Genomic DNA, 23,976 nt, shown 5'->3' with positions numbered 1-23,976 from the left:
GTCGGACCGAACAACCACTGGTTCATCACTCGGACAGAGGCAGCCAGTATTGCGCGGGCATGTATCAGGAGTTGCATGCGAAACACGGCATCAGATGTTCGATGACGGACGGCTATGACTGCTACCAAAACGCCCTGGCAGAGCGGGTCAATGGGATCTTGAAGACCGAGTTTCTGCTCCAGCGACCACGGGACTTAATGCAGGCGAGAAAGATGGTGAGTGAGTCGGTCTTGATCTACAACCGTGAGCGTCCGCATCTGTCGTTGAAATACAAAACGCCCGATGCGATGCATCGGGCGTTGGGGTGAAACAGGTGTAAACCTATTTCAGGACTAGACATGTGCTTGACCGATTACAGCTTGGCTTGCAGCAGCGCCTCAAGTTTTTCCTGGTCGCGGGCAAACTGACGGATGCCTTCAGCCAGTTTTTCGGTGGCCATCGCGTCCTCGTTGGACAACCAGCGAAATTGTGCTTCGTTGAGGCTCAGGCGCGCTTCGCCGGCATGGCCCGGAGCGAGCTTGCGTTCCAGCTTGCCGGTGTCGGCCGCCAGTTTCTCGATCAGATCCGGGCTGATGGTCAGGCGATCGCAGCCGGCCAGTTGTTCGATCTGGCTGAGGTTACGGAAGCTCGCACCCATGACCACGGTCTTGTAGTCATTGGCCTTGTAGTAGTTGTAGATGCGTGTCACGGACTGCACGCCCGGATCATCGGCACCGGTGTAGTCGTTGCCGTTGGCCTTCTTGTACCAGTCGTAGATGCGGCCCACGAACGGCGAGATCAGGAATACGCCGGCATCGGCGCAGGCAGCGGCCTGAGCGAAGGAGAAGAGCAGGGTCAGGTTGGTCTGGATGCCTTCCTTCTCGAGGATCTCGGCGGCGCGGATGCCTTCCCAGGTCGAAGCGATCTTGATCAGTACGCGGTCACGGCCGACGCCGGCCTTGTCATACAGCTCGATCAGGCGGTGGGCGCGTTTGAGCACCGCGTCCTGGTCGAACGACAGACGCGCATCCACTTCAGTGGAAATGCGCCCCGGAATGACCTTGAGGATTTCCTGGCCGACCGCGACGCCGAAACGGTCGCTGGCCAGGCCGACATCGCCCTTGCAGTCGCCGACACTGGCGTTCAGCAGTTCGGCGTAGGCCGGGATGGCGGCTGCCTTGAGCAGCAGGGAAGGGTTGGTGGTAGCGTCGACCGGTTTGACCCGGGCAATCGCTTCGAAGTCGCCGGTGTCGGCCACGACGGTGGTGAACTGTTTGAGTTGTTCCAGCTTGGAAGTCATGAGCGTGCTCTGTCCTATGGGTCTGGTGACATTACCCGAGCGCCGACAGTCACTCAAGGGCATGTCGGCGTATCGAGCGCCCCGGCGGCAACAACCTGAAAACGGCTGTTTGAAAGGCGGGGTGCGTTATCGATCAATACGATGCCAAAAAGAACCACAGGTTCAAAGCAACTGACCCGCTGCACCCCTTAATCGGCGTTCAAATGAATCGAGGCCGCCGTTTGTGCCGGTTTGGGCTGGCCGTCGGAGGTCAGCAGGCCGAAATTCTTCTCCCGGTCGTTGCTGCCCGACTCGCTGTTCTTCCATTCATAAATCGACGTCAGCGGAATGTTGAGTTTTTTAACATCGGCGATGAACGCAGAGATTTTACTGGCTTGCCCTTCCGGCCCACCGTTGGAGGCGAGCGCCGAGATGCCCCATTCACTGATGACGCCCGGCAGACGGAAGTTTTGCTGGATGAAGGTCTGCGCGTTGCTGATCTGCGTCGCCGTCATGCCGTAAGGGTGGTAGGAAATGGCGTCCAGGCACTGGGGATACGTGCCGAGGATGCTGTTGAGGGCCACGGTCGAGGCGGAACCGGCCGTCGGTGGGCGGGCAAAACCGAAGCCCACCAGAGGCGTCGATTGCGGTTTGCCCTGCAGCGTCTTGCACATGGCCGTCATGAACGGCACGAAAGTGTTTTTGAAGTCTCCGGTGGGCCAGTAGGTGTCGAGGTCCGGCTCGTTCCAGATTTCGATGCCCAACAGTTGCGTGCTCCAGGCGTGCTCCAGACCGGTCACCGCGTTGGCGAAGGCTTCACCGGCGCTCGCCAGGTCACCGGTCAACGGTTTGGTGGCGCGTACGGTCATCAACACCGGCAAACCGGCGGACCGCGCCGTCGCAAAGGCATCGCTGATCTGTTTCTGGTAGGCCTTGGCGGCGAGGCTGTCGCTCCACACGCCGAAGCGTACAAAGCTGAATCCGGCCGCTTTGATCTGCTCGGCGTCGGCCGGGGTGAAGTTCTGGATCTTGACCTGCACACCGATGGTTCTGCCGGGCAAGGACGGGAACAACGCACTGGCCTGAACTTGAGCGGTAGCACTGAGCATCAACAAGGCGGTACCCAGATATTTGAGATGTGCTGATTTCATGTCGGCTCTCCTGATGAGAATGACATCTAGCGAATAGTTATCTCGTTACACAGGTTTTGAGGACGATAAAGATACTAAGTGCACGAATGTTATTTTTTGTCGGAAAACGCTCGCCTGAAAATCACAGTTATTTTTAGTCCGGTAATTCTGGTTGGGGGACTTTTAAAGGCCGTGGTACTTAATGCATCGGTATTAAGGGTGAATCTATTTCCGAGTGAAGGAAGGTCTTGCGGGTTCATTCGAATTGGCAAGGCATGTTGGCCGATTGACATTACACGGGAAAGTAAACCTTGTTCAAAAAGATTCTTGTCGTTTGCGTAGGCAATATCTGCCGAAGTCCGACAGCGGAACTTCTGTTGCGCAATGCATTGGCACCCTCGGCGATCAGCGTGACCTCCGCAGGCCTGTCTGCGCGGGTCGGCGAAGGCATGGAGTCGACCGCGCGCCAGGTGCTGGAAGAACGCGGTCACCGTGCCGAAGGGTTCAAGGCGCGGCAACTGACAGCGGACATCGTCAATGAATCAGACCTGATTCTGGTGATGGAAAAACAACATGTTAATCAAGTACTGAAGATTGCCTCTCACGCCAGGGGCAAAGTGTTTCTGCTGGGCAAGTGGCAGAGCGAACGAGAAATACAGGACCCGTATCGTCAGGGGCAAGCCGCTTTTATTCATGCCCATGCATTGATTGAAGATGCTGTCAGCTCATGGGCGCAACGCCTGGCGCGTTGATGAATATTCTTCAGTTCAGTGAATGGTAAGAAAGACTTATGCAGTTACCGTCAGTAATCGGCACCCGCGACAACGATCAAGACAGTATTGATCTTCTCGGCATCTTCGGCAGCCTGATCGATCAGAAATGGTTGATCGGTGCGTTCACCGGCGCGTTCATGATGACCGGTGTGGCCTATGCGATTTTGGCCACGCCGGTGTATCTGGCCAACGCACTGGTGCAGGTCGAACCGAAAAAGAACGACATGCTCGGTTTTTCCGACCTCAACAGCATGCTCGGCGGGCAATCGCCGTCGGTGACCGAAATCGGCATCATCAAATCCCGCGCGGTGATCGGCAAAACGGTCGACGATCTGCGCCTGGACATCGACGTCACCCCCAACACCTTCCCGCTGATTGGCGGTTTTCTTGCTCGTCGCTTTCGCGGTGAGACCGAACTCAGCGTCGCACCGCCGCGTTTCGGCCTGAGCAGCTACGCCTGGGGCGGTGAGCGTCTGGAGTTTGCAAAGCTCAATCTGCCCAAAGAACTGCTGGGAAAGAAACTCACGTTGATCGCCGGCGAACAACATCGTTTCCAGCTGTTGGACGACAACGACAACCTGCTGGTCGACGGTGTGGCGGGCGAAGCTTTCGCGCAGGACGGTGTAGAAGGGCGGGTTGAGCAACTGCTGGCCAACCCCGGGACCCGTTTCGAAGTGGTGCGCTATCCACGGATCGTGACCATCCAGGGCTATCAGGACGCGCTGGACATCTCCGAGCAAGGCAAGGAGTCGGGGATCATCCGTCTGGCCCTGGCCAGCAGCGACGCGGCCGAAGCGGTGAAGATCCTCAACAAGATCGCCGCGCTGTACGTGGATCAAAACGTGCGCCGCACCTCGGCCGAAGCGGCGCAGAGCCTGGCGTTCCTGCAAAGCCAGTTACCGCAGGTCAAGCGCGATCTGGCCAAGGCCAGCGACGCGCTCAACGCCTACCAGACCCACGGCAAAACGGTGAACATCTCGCTGGAAACCCAATCGGTGCTCGGTCAGTCCGTGGCGCTTGAAACGCGGATTTCCGAGCTGAAACTGCAACAGGCGGAGATGGACCGCAAGTTCACCAAACAGCACCCGGCCTACCGCGCGCTGATGACCCAGATTGGCGAATTGACCCAGCAACAGCGTTCGCTGGAAGGCAAGGTTCAGGACCTGCCGGCCACACAACAGGAACTGCTCAACCTGACCCGCGATGTCGAAGTCGCCTCGCAGATCTACACCCAGTTGCTGAACAAATCCCAGGAGCTGGACATCGTCCGCGCCGGCGCTGTCGGCAACGTGCGCTTGGTGGATACGGCGGATGTCGATCTGACCAGCCCGGTCAAACCGAAAAAAGCCCTGATCGTGTTGATCGCCACCTTCCTCGGCGCCTTCGTCGGCGTGGCGCTGGTGCTGTTGCGCAAATCCCTGAGCAAGGGGCTGGAAGGGCCGGAAGGCATCGAGCAGCTCGGCTTGCCGGTCTACGCTTCGATTCCCTACAGCGCCCTGCAACAGGAAGAGGACAGCAAGAAAGTCCGGGCCAAAGTCGCGGCGGACACGCCGGCGTATCTGCTGGCCCTGCGCAACCCGACGGACCTGTCCATCGAATCGATCCGCAGCCTGCGTACCTGCCTGCACTTCGCGGCGCTGGATTCGACCAACAACCGCATCATGATTTCCGGCCCGAGCCCGCAGGTCGGCAAGACCTTCGTCTCTTCCAACCTCGCAGCGGTCATGGCGCAGAGCGGGCAGCGCGTGGTGCTGATCGACGCCGACATGCGCAAGGGGCATCTGCACAAAACGCTGAACACGCCGATCACCAACGGCTTGTCGGATCTGCTGGTCAAGCGCTGCACCCTCGATCAGGCGATCAACAAGGTCGAGGTCGACAACCTGCATTTCATCAGCCGTGGTCAGGTTCCGCCCAACCCTTCCGAGCTGTTGATGCACGCCAATTTCCGCGACCTGCTGGCGCAACTCAGCGAGCGCTATGACGTGGTGATCATCGACACGCCACCGCTGCTGGCGGTGACCGATGCGGCGATTGTCGGTCGCGAGGCCGGCATCAGCCTGATCGTCGCGCGGTTCGGGGTGAATCCGGCCAAAGAGATCGAGATGACGATTCGGCGTTTCGCCCAGAACGGTATTGAGTTGAAAGGCGCGGTGTTCAACGGCGTCGAGAAGCGCGCGGCCAGCTATTACGGCAACGGCAGCTATTACAACTACGAATACGCGTCCGACCAGTCCTGAAATTCAGCGACGGTCCTTACAGGCATGAAAGTGGGTGGGTTGTGAAAAAAATACTGCACGTGGCGGAAACGATCAAAGGTGGGGTGGCGACGGTCATCCGCATAATTTCGGCGGCTCCCGAAGACGGGCGCTATGAGCTGGTGTATCTGGTCCCGCTAGACCAAAAGAAAGAGCTGCACGGCATCGATGAACAACAGATTCGCACCTTCGCCCGAAGCGGACGGAATGTGCCGTCGCTGCTGCGTTTTGCCTGGCAACTGGCGCGGGTGCTGCTCAAGGAAAAACCCGACGTGGTGCATTTGCACAGCACTTTTTCCGGGGTGATCGGCCGTTGCGTGTGCGTGCTCCTGCGGCCGTGGCGCAAGCCGAAAATCGTCTACTGCCCGCATGCGTTTTCGTTCCTGATGGAAAGCTCGCCGATCAAGCAGAAAGTCTATGCGTGGATCGAACGGGTGCTGCAGAAGGTCACGGACAAAATCATTTGCGTCAGCCAGTTCGAACTGGACAAGGCGGCGAAATTTGGCATCGAGCGCCAGCGCATGACGCTGATCTACAACGGCATCGATCACAAGCATGAAGAACGCAAGGTTGTTGATCCGGCACCCATTCATCTGCTGTTCGTCGGTCGCCTCGACTACCAGAAAGGCTTCGACGTATTGCTCAAGGCCTACAGCGAAGCAAAACGCAGTGACCTGAAACTGACGGTGGTGGGCAGTGCGGTGAACGAGGACGTCGTCGAGTGTCCGCCGCTGGACGGGGTGGAGTACCTGCCCTGGGTGACGCCAACCGAGGTGCACGCGCTGTATCAGAAAGCCGATGCGCTGATCGTCCCCAGTCGCTGGGAAGGCTTTGCCATGGTGCCGCTGGAAGGCATGGCGCTGGGCCTGCCGGTGATTGCCAGCGACTGCACGTCGTTGCCCGAACTGGTCACCCATGGCGTGTCCGGTTACGTGTTCCCCGCCGGTGACCACCAGGCGCTGGCCGATCGGCTGAAGAAAATCCAGAAGCCTGCGTTGTCGGCGCTCGGCATCGAAGGCCGGCGCATCGTTCGCGAGCGTTTCAGCGCCGCGTTGATGATCCGCCAGACCTACGACGTGTATTCCGCTCCCTCTTATTAAGTAGAACTCCGCTCATGAACGTAACGATTTTGCATGGCTACAGTGCCTCCAACTCCGGTGATGGTCTGCTGGTCGATCTGGCCATTGCTTTGGTGCAGCGCAACTTTGGCGAAGACACCGCGATCAGTGTGGTGGCTTCCGATCCGGACTCTTTCAAGTACCTGCCGCACCCGCGTTTCGAGGCGCCAGTGATGGCGGCCAAGGGTTTGGGCCGGGTCAAGCAGGCGGTGTTTCTCAATCAGTCCTACGCGGGGTTGGCGGATCTGCTGAAGAAAACCGATCTGATCGTCGGCGTCGGCGGCGGCTACATGCGCTCGAAAAGTGCCTTCGAGCACATCAAGCTGAAGCTCGGCCACGCCAAGCAACTGGAAACCGCGATCCTCAGCAAAGTGCCGTCGGTGTACCTGCCGCAAAGCATCGGGCCGTTCCACGGCGACAGCGACAAGATCGTCGGCCACTACGCCAGCGCCGATGCGGTGTTCGTGCGCGATAACCGCTCCTCGGCATTGTTCGATGCCTGTGAAAATGTCTACCGCGCGCCGGACCTCGCGGTGCAGGCCCTGGCCGGCAAGATCCTCCAGCAACCCAAGTTCACCCGCTGCGCCTCGACGCCGGCCACGGTGTGCGTGGTGCTGCGCAAGCCGCCGGCCTGGAGCAAGGAAAAGAAGCTGGCCTACGTGGCCAACCTGAAGGTGCTGCTGCAGCGCTTGAAGAACAAAAGCAAAGTGGTTTGCGCCGTACAGAGCGCCGTGCGCGGTAACGATGACGGCGCGTTCTATCGCGAACTGGGCATCACCGAAGACCTGTTGCCATTGAAGGCCACGCTGGCCAAATACCAACCGGACCTGGTGATTTCCGTACGCCTGCACGGCGCGATCGAATCGCTGCTCTCGGGGGTGCCGGCGTATCACATCAGCTATGAACGCAAAGGCTTTGGCGCCTATCAGGACATGGGCGTCGAGGACTGGGTCATCAACGGCGGTGACATCAATGTCGACACCATCATCGACACGGTTTACGCGCCTGACGCGCTGTCGAATTTCGGCAAGCGCCTGACCGACACCTGCCGCGAGATCGAGGCGAAAACCGTGGCCATGGACGACATCATCAAGGGCGTCATTCGATGATATTCCGGCTGTTGCTGCGCGGCGGGGCACTGGGCGCGAAGTTCTTGCTGGTGCTCGCCATCACCCATTACCTCGGTTACGAGGCGCTGGGTTTTTACGGCGTGGTGGGCGCGGCATCGTTGATCGCGTCGAAGTTCTACAGCGTCGGTTTCAGTTCCGAGATCAACCGGCTGATCAGCGTGGGCGGCAGTTCGCGCCGGGTCGTCGACAAGGTGCTGTTGCTGTACCTGGCCGTGGGCTTGGCGTTGTCGGTGCTGACGGTGGTGATTTATTCGCTGTTCCAGTCGGTGGAAGCGACTACCGCGCTGATTGCCTGCGTGACGCTGGTGCTGCTCACCGAGCACCTGTCGTTCGAGATCAACTCGTTCGTGTTTTCCGCCCAGAAAACCACGGCGGGTGCGTTGCTGTTTTTCATCAAGACCGGACTTTGGGCGCTGCTGGCCGTGGCCGGGATGGCGCTCGGCTGGGTCTCGGGAATCGCCAGCGTGTTGTGGCTGTGGGTCATCGCCAACGGGCTGGTGATCGTCGCCGGTTACCTGATCGTGGTGAAGGTTCATCGCGGGCGGGAAGAGGGGACGCTGGCCACCGCCGCTGTGTGGAAAGCCGGGTTGCCGTTTTACCTGGGCACCGGCCTGATCGCACTGAGTCAATACGCCGAGCGCTTTCTGATCATCGACCTTGAACCCTACGCCAGCCTCGGTAAATACGTGTACGCGTGGTCGGCGGCCAATACCTTGCAGGCGCTGTCCTACGCGGTGGTGGCGGTGGTCGGCATTCCGCTGCTCGCCAAGCGGTATCAGACCGATCAGCAACCGTTCACGCTCAGGCAGTTGTTCGTGAACAAATGGGTCGCGCGTTCGCTGGCGGTTTCGGCGGTGGTCGCGGTGGGCATTTATCTGTTCTTCAACGTGGTGCTCGATTATGTCGCCACCAGCGTTCCGCGCCCGGACAACGGCGTCCTCTTGGTGCTGATTTTCTCCTTCGCCCTGCGTGCCATTGGCGACATCGTCTGGGGCGGCTTGATCGCGTCGAAAAACAGTCGAGTGTCCCTCGCCAGCGCGGCCATTTGTCTGCTGGTTTCAGTGCCGGTCAGTTACCTGCTGATCAAGCACTGGTCGATCTACGGCGCGGCCTGGGGCAACGTCTTCGCGATCATCGTGCAGCTCGCCGTGATCGCACTGCTGACTCGCGCCACGCGGGCGAAAAAGGCTGTCGTGTCATGGGTCTGAAGTTGCCGTGCATCGAGTTTCGTGGCCGCCGACTCGATTCGTCGCTGTCGTTCCTGATCCTGTTCACCGGGCTGTTTCTGTCGGTGGCCATGCCGCTGCTGGTGCCGCGCGATCCGGGCCCGGATGCGATGACCCTGTGGTCGTCCTATGCCCGGGCCGACAACTGTAATTTCTGGAACCCGTTCTCGCCGGATCGCTCGTCCTACGAGTGTTCGGCATTCCTGCTGCGGCCCACCGGGATCAACCTGACCAACGCCTGGGCCTATGGGATGTTCTGCAACTTTTTCCTCACCGCGATTCCCGTGGTGGTGTTCCGGCGCATGCCGCTGACCATCTTCGGCACCCTGTGCCTGTGGGGCATCGTGCGTTCGTTTTTCCTGGAAAACCTGACCAAGGAAATCATCGTGTCGGTGGCGGTGCTGAGCATTCTGTTCAGCTCGCTGACGCGCAAATATCGCGGCGGATTTTTTCTGTCGGCGGTGATCTATGGCGTGCTGATCCGGCCCTACTGGATTCTGTTTTCGCTGTCCTGGGTCGGCGTCTGCGTGATGAAAAAATACGTCTCACGCATGACCTTCTTCCTGATGCTGTTCCTGTTCTATCTCGCGGTTGCCATGGCGATCCAGTTGGCGTTGGGCTTTCCGGTGTCGTCGATTCGCGCCAGCAACAACGAACTGCGCACGGCGGGCGAGGAGGGTTCCAAATCGCTGATCGTCTCGTGGCTCAGCGGCAGCGACTTCGTTTCGCAGGCCCTGGATTCGATGATCATTTTCTTCCGGTTGTCGTTCCCTGTTGAGCTGATCCTGCTGTCCGGGCCGGGTCAGGTGATCTTCGTGGCGTTGATGATCATGACCGCGCTGCTGCTGTTCAAAGTCATCACCTCGACCGATTACAAGGGCGCGCCAATCCAGACCAAACCCAAGGAACTGATCGCGATTCCGCTGGCGTTCCTGCTGGTTCAAGGCCTGTTCGAACCGGACTTCGGCTCGTTCGCCCGACACTTTTCGATGGTGGTGCCGGTGCTGTTCGTGGGCCTGGGATTGATGCTGCGGGCGAACAAACCGGTGAAGGTTGAATCAAGAATTCTGAATTGAGGCAGGTGCTTTATGTCGAGCAAGAAAAAGTCCCTGGAGATCGAAACCCTGCGTGGCCTGGCGTGCCTGTTGCTGGTGCTCTATCACGTGATCGGGCCGTTGGGCGGTGGTTTGAAAATCGACATCGGCTCGCCGTTCCGGGTGATCGCCGATTCGATGGTGTACGTGCGCATGCCGCTGTTCACCTTCATCTCCGGCTACATCTATTCCCTCTACAAGGTTCGCGGCAATGACTTTTCCGCGTTCTTCAGCGGCAAGGTGCGGCGCCTGATCGTGCCGCTGTTTTGTGTGGGGGTGCCGTTCTCGCTGTTGCAGGCGGTGGGGCCGGGGGTGAACAAGGATGTCAGCGTGATGGATGCGCTGTTGTCGTTTTATGTGCCGATCAACCACTTCTGGTTTCTGCAGGCGGTGTTCATCATTTTCATGTTCGTCGGCCTGCTGGAGTGGCGCGGTTTGTTGCGTACACCGACGCGCCTGTACCTGTTGTTCGCGTTCGCGGCGGCCTTGTTCCTGTTGCCACCATTTCCCGTGGATGCGTTCGGTATCAACGGGGCGATTTATCTGCTGCCGTTTTTCGTGGCGGGCATGATCGGCCAGGAAAAAGTCAGCGAGCTGAAGCAGACGTTCAAGGTGATCGGCCCGCTGGTGTTTGTGCTGATCTCGCTGACGCTGCTGTACGTGGCGGCGGTGGATCGCGAGTTGATCGTCGACCGCCGCAGCCTGATCGGCCTGACGGTGGGCTGCGTGTCGTGCATTGCCTTGCTGTCGAGTGACATGCGTTCGAAGGCGTTGACCTGGCTTGGCGGTTATTCCTATGCGATTTTCCTCTTTCATGTGTTGTTCGCCGCCACGTCGCGTTCGATCCTCGGCCGCCTGGGTGTGAAAGACGAAAGCGTGCTGGTGTTCTGCGGTTTGACGTTCGGCTTGCTGGGGCCGGTGGTGTTGTCGATGATGTTCAGTCGGTTCAACTTCACCTCCGTGCTGTTTCTCGGCGAACGTGCGGTGACGAAAAAGAAGCCGGCGCCGACCGTTGCGCCGGTGGCGCAGACCCGATGAAGGAAGCGATTGATGTTGGCTGTTGATGATGTGCCGCCGGTGGTGGCGTCGGTGGTGCAGGTCGGCGACGCTCGCGAGCGGTTTGGCCAGTGGCGCGAAGGCAAGGCCGGCAAGGTGTTGTCGATCTCGGTGATCGGCGACAGTTACAGCGCCGGGCAGGATTTCTACCTGAACAGACTGGTGCAGCGGGTGGCCGGTGAAGTCGGGTTTGCCGGGCCGGGTTATGTCGGCTTCAACCACGGCGCAGCGCTGGGCGGCACGCACTTCAAGTACACCCGCAGCAGCGAGAAATACTTCGGCGGCGACTGGCAGGTGTCCGGCCTCGGCCAAGCCAGCCCCGACAGCCGCACGGTCACCGGCCGGCCCGGCGCCTGGCTGCAAGTCGAGGCCAGCCCGACGCCTGCCATCAACACCGCGGTCACTCAGGCGAAACTGCTCTACCTCGGCAACGGTGAGTCCAGTGAGTTGCGTTATCGCTGGTCGCCCTCCGGCGACTGGCAGCCGTTGAAACTCGCGGGCGAGGGCGTACAGGAAGTCCCGCTGCCCGGTACGTCGGCCGCGACCGATTGGGCTTTCAGACTGGAAGTGGTGAAAGGCGCACCGACCCTGTTCGGGCTGTGGCTGAGCAACGATCAGAACGGCGTTCGGGTATCGAAACTGGCCGCGTCCGGCGCGGCGTCCGCTGATTTCTATCACGACGATGCGCGCTGGCAGGCGCAGTGGAAAACCGTGGTGTCGAAGATTCCCGCCGACATTTACCTGATCATGCTCGGTGGCAACGACCAGGGTTTTGGCGTGAAGCCCGAGCAGTATCTGCATAACGTTCAGGGGCTGGTCGGCATGCTCCGCGAGATTCAACCGGCGGCGAGCATCAACCTGATCCTGCGTCAGGACACCACCCGCTCCAGCGCGTATCCGATGTCGGCCTATGCGCAGGTCATCGAGCCCTGGGCCCGTGAGCAGCATCTGGGTTATGCCAATCTGCAATGCGCGTTCGGCACGGACGTCAAACGCTACGCCGCGGCCATGATCGGGCCGGACAAGATTCATCCGCTACCGGCCACGGGCGGGCGGGTGATTGCCGATTACTTCTATCGTTGGGTCGTGGGCGGACAGCAAAAGGTCTCGCCACAGGACAAGTGTGGCGAGACCTCGAAGTAGCGGTCAGTTGTCGAACAGATCCAGATGGCTCAGCAGCTCTGCGGTTTTCTGCGGCATCAACTGCGTCACGCAGCGGGTTTCCACGTTGACGATGATCACCGGTTCGTTGCAGCAGATCCGCACCCGAAATCGCCAGTCGCTGAAAATCATCTTCAGGCCGTCGCGGTCATCGACCTCCAGCGCCTGCTCGCCGTAGATCCGTTTCAGGTGGGCGAGCAGGGGCCAGGGATCGCGCATCCGTCGGCGTATGTCCCCGGAGGAGGGAAACACGCCGATGCGATCGACCAGCAGCAGGGTGCCCAGCCACGGGCCGTTGGCGCTGGGCAATGGCTGATGGCGGGATAACCAGCTCATCACCCCGAGGTTGTCCACCTCACGTTCAATCTCTGCGGAATGTTGTGCAATGTTCATGGTTGCCTCGTTGGATGTGCGTGCTGCGATGGATCAGTGGGGCCGCTCAGCGGCCCTTCAGGTAAACGTTTTCGTAGCAGAAGTTGGTCGCCTGCAGGTAACCCTCGGCGTCGCCGCAGTCGAAGCGCAGGCCCTTGAATTTGTAGGCCAGCACGCAACCGTTCTGCGCCTGTTTCATCAGGGCGTCGGTGATCTGGATTTCGCCGCCCTTGCCTGGCTCGGTGTCGGCGATCAGGTCGAAGATGTCGGGCGTGAGGATGTAGCGACCGATGATCGCCAGGTTCGACGGCGCGTCTTGCGGGGCCGGTTTTTCCAGCATGTGGTTGACCCGGTAGATGCCCTCGGAAATTGCCTCGCCAGCGATCACGCCGTACTTGTGGGTCTGGTCGCGCGGGACTTCCTGGATGGCGACGATCGAGCAGCGGAATTTCCTGTAGAGCTCGATCATCTGCGTGAGCACGCCGTCGCCTTCCAGGTTCAGGCACAGGTCGTCCGCCAGCACCACGGCGAACGGCTCGTCGCCGATCAGCGGACGACCGCTGAGAATCGCGTGGCCCAGACCTTTCATTTCCACCTGACGGGTGTAGGAGAAGGTGCAGGTGTCGATCAACTCGCGAGTGCCGGCCAGGAACTTCTCTTTCTCGGTGCCGCGAATCTGGTGTTCGAGTTCGTAGCTGATGTCGAAGTGGTCTTCCAGTGCGCGCTTGCCCCGTCCGGTAACGATGGCCATGTGTTGCAGGCCGGCATCCCGTGCTTCTTCGACGGCGTATTCGATCAACGGTTTGTTGACGATCGGCAGCATTTCCTTGGGCATGGCTTTGGTGGCCGGCAAGAAACGCGTGCCATAACCGGCAGCGGGGAACAAACATTTACGGATCATAAAAGTTTCCTGGTCATTCATGGCGCACTGCCATCGTTTATTGCAATAACGAAAAGTTGCAAGTTATTGAAGCTGTACTTTAATACCTGACTCGGGAGATGAGTGGCAAATAGCAATGAGTGTAAAACACGACAATGTTATGAGATGTCGGGTTAACGGTTATTGGTTATTTTTAGTCGGCATCTGTTGATAGTGATGACTGCGCGGGAGTGCTAATAAGTACCAGGCAATACAGTTTGGCTTGTAAAAATATTTATAGCCAGTGATTGAACTGTTTTTGTTTCTGGTTGTTGTCGCCCTGTTTGTGTGAATCAAGACACACATTAAACAAACAGCGCTTGACACGCGAGTTGGCACTTTTCCCACTATGGACCGCGCTATGAAGATTCTGGTAACGGGTGGCGCCGGCTATATCGGCTCGCACACCACACTTGCACTACTTGAAGCAGGTTATGAAGTTGTAGTTCTGGATAATCTTTGCAACAGCAGCGACGCCGCCTTGCACGCGGTGGAAGCCATTTGCGGCAAAAGTGCGCTGATGATTCGCGGAGATGTCTGTGACCGGGCCTTGCTGGACCGGATTTTCCAGCAGCACGCCATTGATGCCGTGCTGCATTTCGCCGGGCTAAAGGCCGTGGGGGAAAGCGTGCGCAAGCCGCTCGAATACTACGAAACCAACGTCAGCGGCAGCATCACGCTGTGCCAGGCGATGGCAGCGGCGGGGGTGTTCCGGCTGGTGTTCAGCTCGTCCGCCACGGTCTATGGCGAGCCTGAGCAGATGCCGATCCGCGAGGACTTCCCGACCGGCACTCCGACCAATCCCTACGGCCAGTCCAAGCTGATCGTCGAGAACGTGCTGCGCGACCTGTGTCAGTCCGAACCGCGCTGGAGCATTGCGCTGCTGCGCTACTTCAACCCGATCGGCGCCCATCACAGCGGCATGATGGGCGAGGACCCCAACGGCATCCCCAACAATCTTGTGCCTTATATCAGCCAGGTGGCGGTCGGCAGCCTGAAGGAATTGTCGATCTTCGGCGACGACTACCCGACCGTCGACGGCACCGGCGTGCGTGACTACATCCACGTCGTCGACCTGGCGGACGGGCACCTGAAAGCCCTGCAAACCATCGCCGGGCGCACCGGCATTCATACCTGGAACCTCGGCACCGGCGACGGCTACAGCGTGTTGCAGGTGCTGCGGGCTTTCGAACAGGCCTGTGGGCAGCCGGTGCCTTACCGGGTGATGCCACGGCGGTCCGGGGACATTGCCGAGAGCTGGGCCGACGCCTCCAAGGCGGCAAAAGAGCTCGGCTGGAAAGCCACGCGCAACTTGCAGGACATGGTCACCGATACCTGGCGCTGGCAATCGAATCATCCCCGGGGTTATCAGGGATGATGGCGTTTTAGTGCAATGTTAGTTTCAGTCAGGTTGTTAGATATCGTCGGGAAATTAGACTGGCAATGCCTTTTGCAAGTCCGTAGATATAAACCTGCCGTTCGACTTTTATCAGTTGGGTAAGACTGTGAAAGAACAACGGATCATGTTCGCGCTTTTTGCGACTTGAACTCTACCACCTCTAACCAGCACCCGATGTTCAGGTGCGATGTTAGAAAGGAGTTGATATGAAAAAAGTGATGGCGATTGCCCTGTTGACGATGTTGAGCAACTGGGCATCCGCAGCTGAAGCGCCGCTTACAGCAGTGACCAATGTATCTGGCAGTGTTGCGGCTTCTACAGCGCCCGCTGCCAGTACTGCCATGGTCGCCAGTGCTGTCGCGGCGTCCAACAGTGGTGGAAGTGCCAACGGCGGTACAACGGGTACCACCGGTACCACGGGTACAACCGGCACGCACAACTAACTGAAGTCTCTGTTGGTGCAGTACAGGGTCGCCCGACGAAAGTCGGGTGACTTTGTTTTTGGATTCGCCCTTGAATAGCGTAGTGCCATTATGACCCGTCGTTTTTCTCTTTTATTGTTGGCAAGTATCGCTTTGCAAGGTTGCATGTTCTCCCCCGGCCAGTACCTGAGCACCAGTAGCATCACCCGCCAGGGCGCCAGCGAAAGCAGCCGGGTCGAGCTCATTCAGATCACCCCCAAACTAATCGCCATGAACCGCGCCACGTACAAGCGTGAGTCGGTGCCGGCGGAGTTGTTGGCGACCCCGGCCGAATACCGCATCGGCAGCAACGATGTGCTGTACATCACGGTCTGGGATCACCCCGAGCTGACCGCTCCCTCGGGTGCGCAACAGCAGATCGACGCCAACGGCCGTCTGGTGCGTTCCGACGGCACGCTGTATTACCCGTACATCAAGGAAGTCCAGGCCGCCGGCAAAACCATCCAGCAACTGCGTTCGGATATCGAGCAACGTCTCTCGGCGTTCATTGCCGAGCCGCAAGTGGATGTCGCGGTGCTGCGGTTCGCCAGCCAGAAAGTCGTGGTCTCGGGCGCCGTGACCAAGGCCGGTCCCCAGGCGATTTCGACCAACCCGCTGAGCGTGGTCGAAGCCCTCGGTTCGGCCGGTGTCGATACCAACAATGCCGACCTGTCCGGGCTGATGCTGACGCGCAACGGGCGGGTCTATTCGCTCAATCTCGACGCCCTCAATCAGCAGGATTCCGAATTGCAGAACGTCTACCTCAAGGGGGGCGATCAGCTGTATCTGCCGTACAACGACAACAAGCGCATCTACGTGATGGGCGAGGTCAACCAGCCCCGTGCGCTGAGTTTCAAGACCGCCACCATGAACCTGTCCGACGTGCTCGGCTCGGTCGGCGGCTTGAGCCAGACCACCTCCAACGGCAACGCCGTGTACGTGATTCGCGGGGTCGAAAACCTCGACGTGGAGCCGGCGAAAATCTACCAACTGGAAGCCGAGTCGCCGACCGCCATGGCGCTCGCTTCGCACTTCGAAGTGCGGCCCCAGGACGTGGTCTATGTCGGGCCTGCCAACGTGACTCGCTGGAACCGCCTGATCAGCCAGTTGGTGCCGTCGGCATCGATTGTCGGGACCGGGGCTTCCGCTGCGAAGAACTGGAGCGAATACAGTAACAACAGCAAATAAGGCCGCCGACTGTGAAAACGTTGAAAGTGGGCGTGTGCCTGATGGCGGCCGTGTTGTTGAGTGGCTGCAATCCGCTGATGAGCGCTTCGTTGAACAACCTCAAGGCGTCGGTCATCGGACCGGATGAGCTCGATGTGTCGGCGGAGCAGGTGGCCGGGGTCAAGTATCCCCAGCTCAAACTGACCACGCCATCCGGCTCCGGGGTGCTGGCGCTGGTGCGCGAGCGTGAGGACCTGCAGTTCTGGGTCGCCTCCGGCAAGCAGGTGTTGCTGATGCGCGACGGCCTGGCCCTGCGCACTGTCGGCCTGGGCGTGGAGGGTGATCTGGACGGCACGCGGCTGTCCGATGACTCGCCGTTCAAACAGGGCCTGCATCGCATCACCGACGGTTACACCAGCCGCCGCTGGATCGACCTCTACAAGGGGCAGGAAGTCGGGATCATCGTCAACAGCCGCTTCTCCCGAAAATCCCTGGAAACCCTCGACATTCTCGACAAGGAATACTCCGTGCTGCGTGTCGATGAGCAGATTGACGCGCCGGCCATCGGCCTGCGCGCGACCAATCGTTACTGGGTCGATCCGGTGGACGGTTTCATTGTGCAGAGTGAACAGCAACTGACCTCGCAGTTGCGCGTCAGGATCGTGCAATTGACCCCTGACCGCAGGCATGTCCCGTGAAGCGGCTCAGAGCGCTCTCGGCGTGCCTGATGTTGCTTGCCGGTGCCAGCGAGGCAGCGGTGATCGTCAGCGGTGATGTGGCCAACCCGGGCCCGATCGAATTGCCGGCGGACGGGCGCTTGCGCGATGTGATCGGCGAGGCCGTGCCGAATGCCGAAGGCTACTGGCTGGCGGGCGTCCTGTTGCGCCAGTCGCTGCTGGAAGAACAGATGCGACTGAAGGTCGGCGTGCTGTTCGATCTGGATGTGCTGCGGCGTATGGCCATGCTGTTCGATAAGCCGAGTCGGGCGGCGCTGGCCCAGCGTCTGGCCGAGCAGGTCCGGCAGATGCCGGTGACCGGGCGGCAGATCGCCGATCTCGATCCGGTGGCGGTGGAAGTCGGCTTCGCCCGCAACATCCGTCTCGACGATGGCGATCAACTGATCTACCCGAAACGGGTCGACGAAGTCGAAGTGCTGGGCGCCGTCGCCGAGCCGTGCCGCTTGCCTTATCAGCCGTTGCAGGAGGCCCGCGAATACCTGCAGGGCTGCACGTTGCTGGAGGCCGACGCCGATGCCGATTACCTGTGGCTGATCCAGCCCAACGGCGAATCGCGGCAGGTCGGCATCGCCCACTGGAACCGCGAGAGCGGGCAGATACCCGTGGCCGGCAGCAAGATTCTGGTGCCGGTGAAAAACGATGATCTGGATCCGCCTGTTCCTGAACTGAATCAGCAGTTGGCCGAATTGATTGCCACGCAGTTGGCTGAGGTGGTTCGTTGAATTTGCGTTTTGCAGCTGTGTTGTTATTGCCGTGTGGCCTGGTGCATGCCGAGCCTCGGATTACCCAGAATGACTTCGGCGGCGTCGGTCTGTTGCAGACCCCGACCGCGCGCATGTCGCCCGCCGGTGAGTTGAGCGTCAACGCCAACCGCACCGAACCGTACAGTCGCTACAGCGTTTCGTTGCAGCCGCTCGACTGGCTGGAAGGTTCGTTTCGCTACACCGCCATCACCAACCGTCCGTACGGTTCCGAAGCGCTGAGCGGCAGCCAGAGCTATAAGGACAAGGCGGTCGACGCCAAGGTCCGGCTGTGGCAGGAAAGCCACTGGGCGCCGGAAGTGGCGCTGGGCTTTCGAGACATCGGCGGTACCGGTTTGTTTGCCAGTGAATTCTTCGTGGCCAACAAGCGTTATGACAACTTTGATTTCAGTGCCGGCATTGCCTGGGGTTACATCGGCAATCGCGGCGATGTCGACAACCCGCTGGGTTCGATCAGTGACCGCTTCAACACCCGCCCGGATCTGGAAGGCACCGGTGACGTCAACGCCGGCTCGTACTTTCGCGGCAAGCCATCGTTTTTCGGTGGCGTGAGTTACCAGACACCCTGGGATCGCCTCAGCCTGAAACTCGAATACGAAGGCAACGACTACAAGCACGAGCCCAAGGACAACATCATCAAACAGGACTCGCCAATCAACCTTGGTGCGGTGTTCAAGGTGACCGATTCCGTCGATGTGAGCGCGGCCTGGGAGCGCGGCAACACGGCGATGTTTGGCATCACGTTCCACACCAATTTCGTCAGTCGCAAGGCCCCGGCCAAAACCTTCGACCCACCGGCCGAACCGCTGCCGGCGAAGGCTCCGAGCACGAAGATGGAAGAGGTCAACTGGGCCGACGTATCCCGGCGCTTGCAGCAGAACGCCGGCTACAAGGTCGAGCGCATCACCCAGCGCGATTCCGAACTGATCGTGTACGGCGAGCAGCAGCGTTATTTCCATTCGCCCAAGGCCGTCGGCCGTGCAAGCCGGATTCTCGACAACAGCGTCAACGACGACATCGACTGGTTCACCGTGGTCAACAAGCGCTACGACCTGCCGCTGGAAGAAACCAGCGTGCCCCGTCAGACCTTCCGCGAAGTGATCAACAACGAAGAACCGCTCCAATCGCTGCACCGCACCACCGAGATCAATCCGGCAATGCCGCGCAACGAGCAAACCCTCTATACCGAAGCGCCGCAGCACTTCAATTACGGCGTCGGCCTGGGCTTCAAACAGAACGTGGGCGGCCCTGATGGCTTGCTTTATCAGTTCACTGCCGACCTGGACGCCGAGTACCGCTTCAACCGCAATACCTGGTGGAACGGTTTGCTCAGTCAGAACCTGATCAACAACTTCGACAAGTTCAGCTACGACGCACCCAGCGGCCTGCCGCGTGTGCGCACCGACTTGCGTCAGTACCTGACCACGTCGGACACCACCATGCCGCTGTTTCAGGTCAGCCACGCCGAGCAACTGGACAAGGATTTGTACGGCATGGTCTACGGCGGTTATCTGGAATCGATGTTCGCCGGGGTCGGGGGCGAGGTGCTGTTTCGTCCGACCGGCAAGCGCTGGTCGATCGGTGCGGACCTGAACTACGTGCGTCAGCGTGAATTCGACCAGGGGTTCGGCCTGCGTGATTACTCGGTCTGGACCGGCCACATCACCGGCTATACCGATCTGCCGTTCGACACGCTGGCCGCGGTCAGCGTCGGGCGTTACCTGGCGGGCGACTTTGGCGGCACGGTGGACATCTCCCGCGAATTCTTCAACGGCGTGCGCTTTGGCGCCTGGGCGACGATCACCACCGCCGGCAGCGCCGAGTATGGCGAGGGTAGTTTCGACAAGGGCCTGTACCTGTCGATTCCGTTCGACGAAATGATGAGCATGTCGACCATGCGCCGCGCCAATCTGGTGTGGGCGCCGCTGACCCGTGACGGTGGTGCGCGGCTCAACCGCAGCTTCCAGCTGCACTCCATGACCGACAGCCGTGAAGGGGACATGTTCTACCGTAACTTCGGGAAGATTACCGAGTAGGTTCGGGAGAGTGGGCAGTCAAAACGGGAGCCTGATGGCTCCCGTTTTGGTTTGTGGTGATCTCGTGGTGAGGTAGATAGGTTCAAGCTCATTGTTGAACGCTTGGGCGCTATCGTCAGATCAAACGACATCAAATCAACTGACCCACCGTGGTCGCAAGCTACCTGCCACCTCCCCAAATCCCGCCCACAAAAAAGGGGACTTTCGTCCCCTTGCGGTAGTGCTTCCTGAAGCCCTGCGTCTCAGTAAATATCCTTCGACAACAGCGTGAACGGCGTCTTCACCAGAATTTTCAGATCCAGCCACAGCGACCAGTTGTTGATGTACTTCAGGTCGATCTCGACGCGCTTTTCCATCTTGTCGAGGGTGTCTGTCTCACCCCGGCAACCGCTGATTTGCGCCAGGCCAGTGATGCCCGGTTTGATTCGATGACGGGCCATGTAGGCGAGGATCTTGCCCGAATAGTAGTTGTTGTGCGCCACGGCGTGCGGACGTGGGCCGACCAGTGCCATGTGCCCTTGCAGCACGTTGAACAGTTGCGGCAGCTCATCCAGCGAAGTGCGACGGATGAAGCGACCGACCGCGGTAATGCGCGAATCGTTGCGGCTGGCCTGCTTGACGTCACGGTCATCGTGAACGCGCATCGAGCGGAATTTCCAGACCTTGATCACTTTGCCGTTCCAGCCATGGCGATCCTGCTTGAAGAACACCGGGCCCGGCGAGTTGAGCTTCACCGCCAGCGCCACGGCCAGCAGCACCGGGCTCAACAGAATGATCGCCAACAGGGCGACGGCTTTTTCCACCAGGCTCTTGCTCAGGGCAGCAGTCGGGCGGCTGGTCAGCGGACTTTCGTTGAGGTAGATCGCCGGCAGGCCATCCACGACTTTCACCGAGTGATTGAGCAGCGTCAGGCTGTTCAGGTCCGGCACCCAGACCACGTCAACGTTGGCATCCAGCAAGTCCACATACATCGCTTCGATCTTGGCGGCTTCCGACAGCGGCAGCGTGATGTACAGGCGGCGGATGTCGTGGGTCTGGATCAGCTCGAGCAGTTCGTCCTGGGCGCCGACAACGCGCGGGGCGTCCGCTTCCAGAGACGGGGTATCGCCGTTGCTGACCAGGCCGACCAGCGGCAGGTTTTCGTGCTGGCTCAATTTCTTCGCCAGGCCCAAAGCCAATTCGCCGGTGCCGACGATCAGGGTCTTGTGCTCGCTTTTGCGCGAACGCTGGTAGAACTTCGAAAACGCATGCAGCGGTGCATACAGCAGTGCCTGACCCAGGAAACCGTATACCGCCCATTCAAGGATGACCTGGCGGGAGAACAGCGCATCGGCCTTGCAGATGAAGGCGATAAACGCCAGCCCGGCCATGGTCATGAACCAGCCCATGAACAGTCGGCCCAGCCCGGTCAGGTAATTGTCTCGCTTTCGATACGCGCCGCTGAAGGTATAAGCCGGCACCGAGGCCAGAACCGCCAGGATCGTGCACATCCGATAGTAAAACTCGACGGTGCCCGTGTGTTGTTCGGCCAGTATGAACAACAGGGAAACAATGAAACTCTGTGCCAGCGCCCATTGGCCCCAAAAGGTCAGTCCCTTGAGGCCGGTGTTTCGATTGATACGAAGAGAAAGATCCATACGATATCCCCAAAAGACGTCCATTCAGGTTTCGACAGTAGAAAACCGAGTTGTTAAGCAGACTTGTTATTGTTGTTTGAGCCAGTGTCCTGAGGTAACAACGCCGGAATGCGGAACTGTCGTCAGTCAATAGACTAAGTTATTGCCGGGGATGCTGTCTGACGAGTTCTAACAAGATGGCACAGTGCCAACTTGTTTGAATTTCCAATATTCAAACGTTAGAAAAGGTCGAAAGGCAGGGGGTGAATAATCAATATTGTGTTTGCTATCGTAGGTGGGGTCAGGAGGCGGGTATAACCAGGGAGGGGTAAAACCAGACAGAGTGCTTTTTTATTTTTGTAATCGCACTTTTATCTGTTTGTCTTGGTGTGGGGGACGTTGTTCAGGCAACAACTTCCTGGATCAGGCAATAACCGCGATTACGCACGGCACGAAACAATCGCTCACCGTTGCTGGCGTTCTTGAATTTGTCTTGAAGACGGCTCAGGCACATTTCCAGTCCCCGGTATTGCTCCGGCTCGCGGCCGATGCTGAGGATCAGATCGTCGCGACTGACAACGCGATCTTCGTGGTGCAGCATCTTGCGCACCAGTGCGGTTTCGAGCCCGGTGAGACTGATTTCGACACCCTCTTTCGTCAATGCGCCCTGATCATTGTCCAGATGCCAGGCGTCAGTGCAGGGCGCGTCGGACTCGATCGTCCGGGAAGTTTCAGTGGTGTCTTCGGATACGGCCGTGGAACCGTGGAACGAGTGCGCCGATTGTGCTGCCAGCCATTGCGATTCAAGCGTAGCCAATAGGCGCTGGGTATCGTGTTCAATGCTGCGTGCGACATGCTTCCTTGTGCCGCGTGGGTAAGTGAACTCCATCAGCATCGGAGTGGAAGAGGGCGAAGCAACACCTTCAATAAACATTTGTGCCTGAGACGTGCCAAACGAATTGAAACGCTCACTGGAGAGAATGCTCTCGAGTTCGCGTTGCGACGCTGAGCTGTTAGTCACGACAACAAAGTATTTTCTTGGGAGGGTCGTGCTGGTTTCCATGTCTCTCTCCTAAAGTACACACCAAATTTGGCGAAAAAATAATGGCAGGCGAGCAATGTTTTCCTCGGAATTAATCGATCAGGCAGGGTCTGGGCCCAAAGATGGCCCTCGATAAGTTCCACTCGGTCTGCGTTAGAGTAATGGTTTATTGTTATGTTTAAGTGTTGCAGCGCTCATGCAATTGACGGCTTTTTATTAGATATGTGACGCGGTTAAAACTATGAGAATGTGGATGTTTGAAGCGTTGCATCAGACGTTCCCTCGTATGCTGCAAAAGAGTGTTTCCCTGAATCAAGGGGTCGAGATCAACCCCCGCATCAGACGATAGCCATACCCGCGAATGCTCTGTATGGCGTTCGTACCGTACACGTCCTTGATTTTCCCACGCAAGCGGCTGATGGATTTTTCCAGCGCCCGAGGGTCGTAGAATTGGGTGTTGAGCCCCATGATGCCGGCGATTTCATCGTGGCTGAGAATGTGATTGCCGGTCTGCGCAAAGGCTTGCAGGATCTTCATTTCGGCAAAGGAGATATCCAGCTTCTTGCTGGTATCCGAGAGGCAGATGCGGGTGGGATCCAGCATCAGGCTGATATCCCGCTGCCATTCTTCGCTGTCGAAGAACTCACCCAGCAGTTCCGCGCTTTCATCGGACAAGGTATTGAGTTTGATACAGAAGTCGGCACCGGCCAGGAAATACTTGATCTTGTTGTGGGCGCCGCGACCTGTGATCACTGCACAAATAATCGGCTTCAAGTTGTCGTTGCGCAGGTTTTCCACCAGGGCAAGGTTATCTTCGAGTGCCTGAGGGCTGTCGATGATAATGAAGATCGCCCGATACAGGCCGTGATATTCGTTGTGCTGATATGAACTAAGGTAGGCGTCGGCTTCAACAGCCACACCGCTCTGCACATGCTTTGCGATTAGCGCGCTAAAATGTTCAGCCACGCCACGGGTACGGCCCAGGGTGAGAACACCTGGTTCGTCGGTTGTGCGGCGCGGGCTTCTAGTCGCTAAGTTACCTGTAAGCATCATGCATTGACTCGAAAAGGTGCTGACATCGGGATGTTAAAGCACCGGTTCTCATCTGTGACTGACAATTGGTAACATTCGGACGAATTTTAGACGTGGCTCCCGAGTTTTCTAACAATAATTAAGCGATTCAAGCTTTTAGTTGATTTTTTCGGGGCAGTGAACTAACGAAATTGGGGTCGTTAGATGGTGGCAATATGGAATGGTGCCAC

General features: G+C 58.8%; 21 protein-coding genes and 1 pseudogene. 15 read left to right on the top strand and 7 right to left on the bottom strand.

Annotated features, from left to right (window positions below; all coding sequences use genetic code 11):
- Positions 1-336, top strand: a pseudogene (locus ACKJSM_RS11930) (transposase); the annotation flags it as partial.
- A 16-nt stretch (positions 337-352) separates the two neighbouring features.
- Here ACKJSM_RS11930 and tal read toward each other — a convergent pair.
- Together tal and ACKJSM_RS11920 are read right to left on the bottom strand one after the other, a co-directional pair.
- The gene (tal, locus tag ACKJSM_RS11925) at positions 353-1,279 is read right to left on the bottom strand and encodes a transaldolase (protein ID WP_129973235.1); all 927 of its coding nucleotides are present in this window, start codon (positions 1,277-1,279) and stop codon (positions 353-355) included.
- A 188-nt stretch (positions 1,280-1,467) separates the two neighbouring features.
- The gene (locus ACKJSM_RS11920) at positions 1,468-2,409 is read right to left on the bottom strand and encodes a glycosyl hydrolase family 5 (protein WP_410237537.1); all 942 of its coding nucleotides are present in this window, start codon (positions 2,407-2,409) and stop codon (positions 1,468-1,470) included.
- Between the two features lie 290 nt (positions 2,410-2,699).
- Here ACKJSM_RS11920 and ACKJSM_RS11915 point away from each other — a divergent pair, with 290 nt between their 5' ends.
- The 8 genes from ACKJSM_RS11915 to ACKJSM_RS11880 are packed head-to-tail and all read left to right on the top strand — an operon-like array spanning position 2,700 to position 12,186.
- Positions 2,700-3,140, top strand: a complete 441-nt coding sequence (locus tag ACKJSM_RS11915; protein WP_339486828.1) for a low molecular weight protein-tyrosine-phosphatase — start codon at positions 2,700-2,702, stop codon at positions 3,138-3,140.
- A gap of 38 nt (positions 3,141-3,178) precedes the next feature.
- Positions 3,179-5,401: a polysaccharide biosynthesis tyrosine autokinase gene (locus ACKJSM_RS11910; RefSeq protein WP_236181559.1), complete on the top strand. Its 2,223-nt coding sequence runs from the start codon at positions 3,179-3,181 to the stop codon at positions 5,399-5,401.
- Positions 5,402-5,442: 41 nt separating this feature from the next.
- Complete coding sequence (locus ACKJSM_RS11905; protein WP_410237536.1) at positions 5,443-6,519, top strand: glycosyltransferase; 1,077 nt, start codon at positions 5,443-5,445, stop codon at positions 6,517-6,519.
- Positions 6,520-6,533: 14 nt separating this feature from the next.
- The gene (locus ACKJSM_RS11900; protein ID WP_085700485.1) at positions 6,534-7,646 is read left to right on the top strand and encodes a polysaccharide pyruvyl transferase family protein; all 1,113 of its coding nucleotides are present in this window, start codon (positions 6,534-6,536) and stop codon (positions 7,644-7,646) included.
- A complete protein-coding gene (locus tag ACKJSM_RS11895) occupies positions 7,643-8,875 on the top strand; it encodes a polysaccharide biosynthesis C-terminal domain-containing protein (protein ID WP_410237535.1) in 1,233 nt (410 codons plus the stop codon). Before ACKJSM_RS11900 ends, ACKJSM_RS11895 begins: the two co-directional genes overlap by 4 nt.
- A complete protein-coding gene (locus tag ACKJSM_RS11890) occupies positions 8,866-9,969 on the top strand; it encodes a hypothetical protein (RefSeq protein WP_236181555.1) in 1,104 nt (367 codons plus the stop codon). The genes ACKJSM_RS11895 and ACKJSM_RS11890 overlap by 10 nt, the downstream gene beginning before the upstream one ends.
- Before the next feature lie 12 nt (positions 9,970-9,981).
- Positions 9,982-11,025 (top strand): acyltransferase family protein, encoded by a 1,044-nt coding sequence (locus ACKJSM_RS11885; RefSeq protein ID WP_410237534.1) that lies wholly within the window; start codon positions 9,982-9,984, stop codon positions 11,023-11,025.
- Between the two features lie 12 nt (positions 11,026-11,037).
- Positions 11,038-12,186 carry a GDSL-type esterase/lipase family protein gene (locus ACKJSM_RS11880; RefSeq protein ID WP_410237533.1) on the top strand — a complete coding sequence of 383 codons (1,149 nt, stop codon included), beginning with the start codon at positions 11,038-11,040 and terminating at the stop codon, positions 12,184-12,186.
- Between the two features lie 3 nt (positions 12,187-12,189).
- Here the strand turns inward: ACKJSM_RS11880 and ACKJSM_RS11875 are convergent, their stop codons facing one another.
- Both ACKJSM_RS11875 and galU read right to left on the bottom strand, forming a co-directional pair.
- Positions 12,190-12,597 (bottom strand): mannose-1-phosphate guanylyltransferase, encoded by a 408-nt coding sequence (locus ACKJSM_RS11875; RefSeq protein WP_410237532.1) that lies wholly within the window; start codon positions 12,595-12,597, stop codon positions 12,190-12,192.
- Positions 12,598-12,643: 46 nt separating this feature from the next.
- A complete protein-coding gene (gene galU, locus ACKJSM_RS11870) occupies positions 12,644-13,477 on the bottom strand; it encodes a UTP--glucose-1-phosphate uridylyltransferase GalU (protein WP_410237531.1) in 834 nt (277 codons plus the stop codon).
- Between the two features lie 379 nt (positions 13,478-13,856).
- On the opposite strand from galU, the gene galE reads away from it, so the two are divergent.
- From galE to ACKJSM_RS11840, 6 genes are all read left to right on the top strand, one after another.
- A complete protein-coding gene (galE, locus tag ACKJSM_RS11865) occupies positions 13,857-14,873 on the top strand; it encodes a UDP-glucose 4-epimerase GalE (RefSeq protein ID WP_236181550.1) in 1,017 nt (338 codons plus the stop codon).
- Between the two features lie 227 nt (positions 14,874-15,100).
- On the top strand, positions 15,101-15,337 hold the full coding sequence (locus tag ACKJSM_RS11860) for a hypothetical protein (RefSeq protein WP_003226528.1): 237 nt from the start codon (positions 15,101-15,103) through the stop codon (positions 15,335-15,337).
- A gap of 90 nt (positions 15,338-15,427) precedes the next feature.
- The gene (locus tag ACKJSM_RS11855; protein WP_309295823.1) at positions 15,428-16,543 is read left to right on the top strand and encodes a polysaccharide biosynthesis/export family protein; all 1,116 of its coding nucleotides are present in this window, start codon (positions 15,428-15,430) and stop codon (positions 16,541-16,543) included.
- Between the two features lie 11 nt (positions 16,544-16,554).
- Positions 16,555-17,220: a YjbF family lipoprotein gene (locus ACKJSM_RS11850; protein WP_236181548.1), complete on the top strand. Its 666-nt coding sequence runs from the start codon at positions 16,555-16,557 to the stop codon at positions 17,218-17,220.
- Positions 17,217-17,981: a capsule biosynthesis GfcC family protein gene (locus ACKJSM_RS11845; RefSeq protein WP_410237530.1), complete on the top strand. Its 765-nt coding sequence runs from the start codon at positions 17,217-17,219 to the stop codon at positions 17,979-17,981. The genes ACKJSM_RS11850 and ACKJSM_RS11845 overlap by 4 nt, the downstream gene beginning before the upstream one ends.
- On the top strand, positions 17,978-20,056 hold the full coding sequence (locus tag ACKJSM_RS11840; protein ID WP_410237529.1) for a YjbH domain-containing protein: 2,079 nt from the start codon (positions 17,978-17,980) through the stop codon (positions 20,054-20,056). The genes ACKJSM_RS11845 and ACKJSM_RS11840 overlap by 4 nt, the downstream gene beginning before the upstream one ends.
- Positions 20,057-20,298: 242 nt before the next feature.
- On the opposite strand, the gene ACKJSM_RS11835 is transcribed toward ACKJSM_RS11840, so the two are convergent.
- The 3 genes from ACKJSM_RS11835 to ACKJSM_RS11825 form a co-directional block, all read right to left on the bottom strand.
- Positions 20,299-21,693, bottom strand: a complete 1,395-nt coding sequence (locus tag ACKJSM_RS11835) for an undecaprenyl-phosphate glucose phosphotransferase (RefSeq protein ID WP_074689221.1) — start codon at positions 21,691-21,693, stop codon at positions 20,299-20,301.
- 382 nt (positions 21,694-22,075) lie between these two features.
- The gene (locus tag ACKJSM_RS11830) at positions 22,076-22,735 is read right to left on the bottom strand and encodes a helix-turn-helix domain-containing protein (protein WP_339486833.1); all 660 of its coding nucleotides are present in this window, start codon (positions 22,733-22,735) and stop codon (positions 22,076-22,078) included.
- Between the two features lie 291 nt (positions 22,736-23,026).
- Complete coding sequence (locus ACKJSM_RS11825; RefSeq protein ID WP_236181544.1) at positions 23,027-23,767, bottom strand: winged helix-turn-helix domain-containing protein; 741 nt, start codon at positions 23,765-23,767, stop codon at positions 23,027-23,029.
- Positions 23,768-23,976 lie beyond the last annotated feature (209 nt).

The organism is Pseudomonas sp. PHC1, assembly GCF_046487845.1.
In the GTDB taxonomy this organism is placed as follows: Bacteria; Pseudomonadota; Gammaproteobacteria; order Pseudomonadales; family Pseudomonadaceae; genus Aquipseudomonas; species Aquipseudomonas sputi.
The sequence above is the reverse complement of the archived record's forward strand: the minus strand, read 5'-3'. Positions and strand labels throughout refer to the sequence as shown.

What these genes read in the sequence shown, in the direction of transcription:
- tal (WP_129973235.1), bottom strand. Translation starts at nt 1,279, where the DNA reads ATGACTTCCAAGCTGGAACAACTCAAACAGTTCACCACCGTCGTGGCC.
- ACKJSM_RS11920 (WP_410237537.1), bottom strand. Translation starts at nt 2,409, where the DNA reads ATGAAATCAGCACATCTCAAATATCTGGGTACCGCCTTGTTGATGCTC.
- ACKJSM_RS11910 (WP_236181559.1), top strand. Translation starts at nt 3,179, where the DNA reads ATGCAGTTACCGTCAGTAATCGGCACCCGCGACAACGATCAAGACAGT.
- ACKJSM_RS11900 (WP_085700485.1), top strand. Translation starts at nt 6,534, where the DNA reads ATGAACGTAACGATTTTGCATGGCTACAGTGCCTCCAACTCCGGTGAT.
- ACKJSM_RS11895 (WP_410237535.1), top strand. Translation starts at nt 7,643, where the DNA reads ATGATATTCCGGCTGTTGCTGCGCGGCGGGGCACTGGGCGCGAAGTTC.
- ACKJSM_RS11890 (WP_236181555.1), top strand. Translation starts at nt 8,866, where the DNA reads ATGGGTCTGAAGTTGCCGTGCATCGAGTTTCGTGGCCGCCGACTCGAT.
- ACKJSM_RS11885 (WP_410237534.1), top strand. Translation starts at nt 9,982, where the DNA reads ATGTCGAGCAAGAAAAAGTCCCTGGAGATCGAAACCCTGCGTGGCCTG.
- ACKJSM_RS11880 (WP_410237533.1), top strand. Translation starts at nt 11,038, where the DNA reads ATGTTGGCTGTTGATGATGTGCCGCCGGTGGTGGCGTCGGTGGTGCAG.
- ACKJSM_RS11875 (WP_410237532.1), bottom strand. Translation starts at nt 12,597, where the DNA reads ATGAACATTGCACAACATTCCGCAGAGATTGAACGTGAGGTGGACAAC.
- galU (WP_410237531.1), bottom strand. Translation starts at nt 13,477, where the DNA reads ATGATCCGTAAATGTTTGTTCCCCGCTGCCGGTTATGGCACGCGTTTC.
- galE (WP_236181550.1), top strand. Translation starts at nt 13,857, where the DNA reads ATGAAGATTCTGGTAACGGGTGGCGCCGGCTATATCGGCTCGCACACC.
- ACKJSM_RS11860 (WP_003226528.1), top strand. Translation starts at nt 15,101, where the DNA reads ATGAAAAAAGTGATGGCGATTGCCCTGTTGACGATGTTGAGCAACTGG.
- ACKJSM_RS11855 (WP_309295823.1), top strand. Translation starts at nt 15,428, where the DNA reads ATGACCCGTCGTTTTTCTCTTTTATTGTTGGCAAGTATCGCTTTGCAA.
- ACKJSM_RS11835 (WP_074689221.1), bottom strand. Translation starts at nt 21,693, where the DNA reads ATGGATCTTTCTCTTCGTATCAATCGAAACACCGGCCTCAAGGGACTG.
- ACKJSM_RS11830 (WP_339486833.1), bottom strand. Translation starts at nt 22,735, where the DNA reads ATGGAAACCAGCACGACCCTCCCAAGAAAATACTTTGTTGTCGTGACT.
- ACKJSM_RS11825 (WP_236181544.1), bottom strand. Translation starts at nt 23,767, where the DNA reads ATGATGCTTACAGGTAACTTAGCGACTAGAAGCCCGCGCCGCACAACC.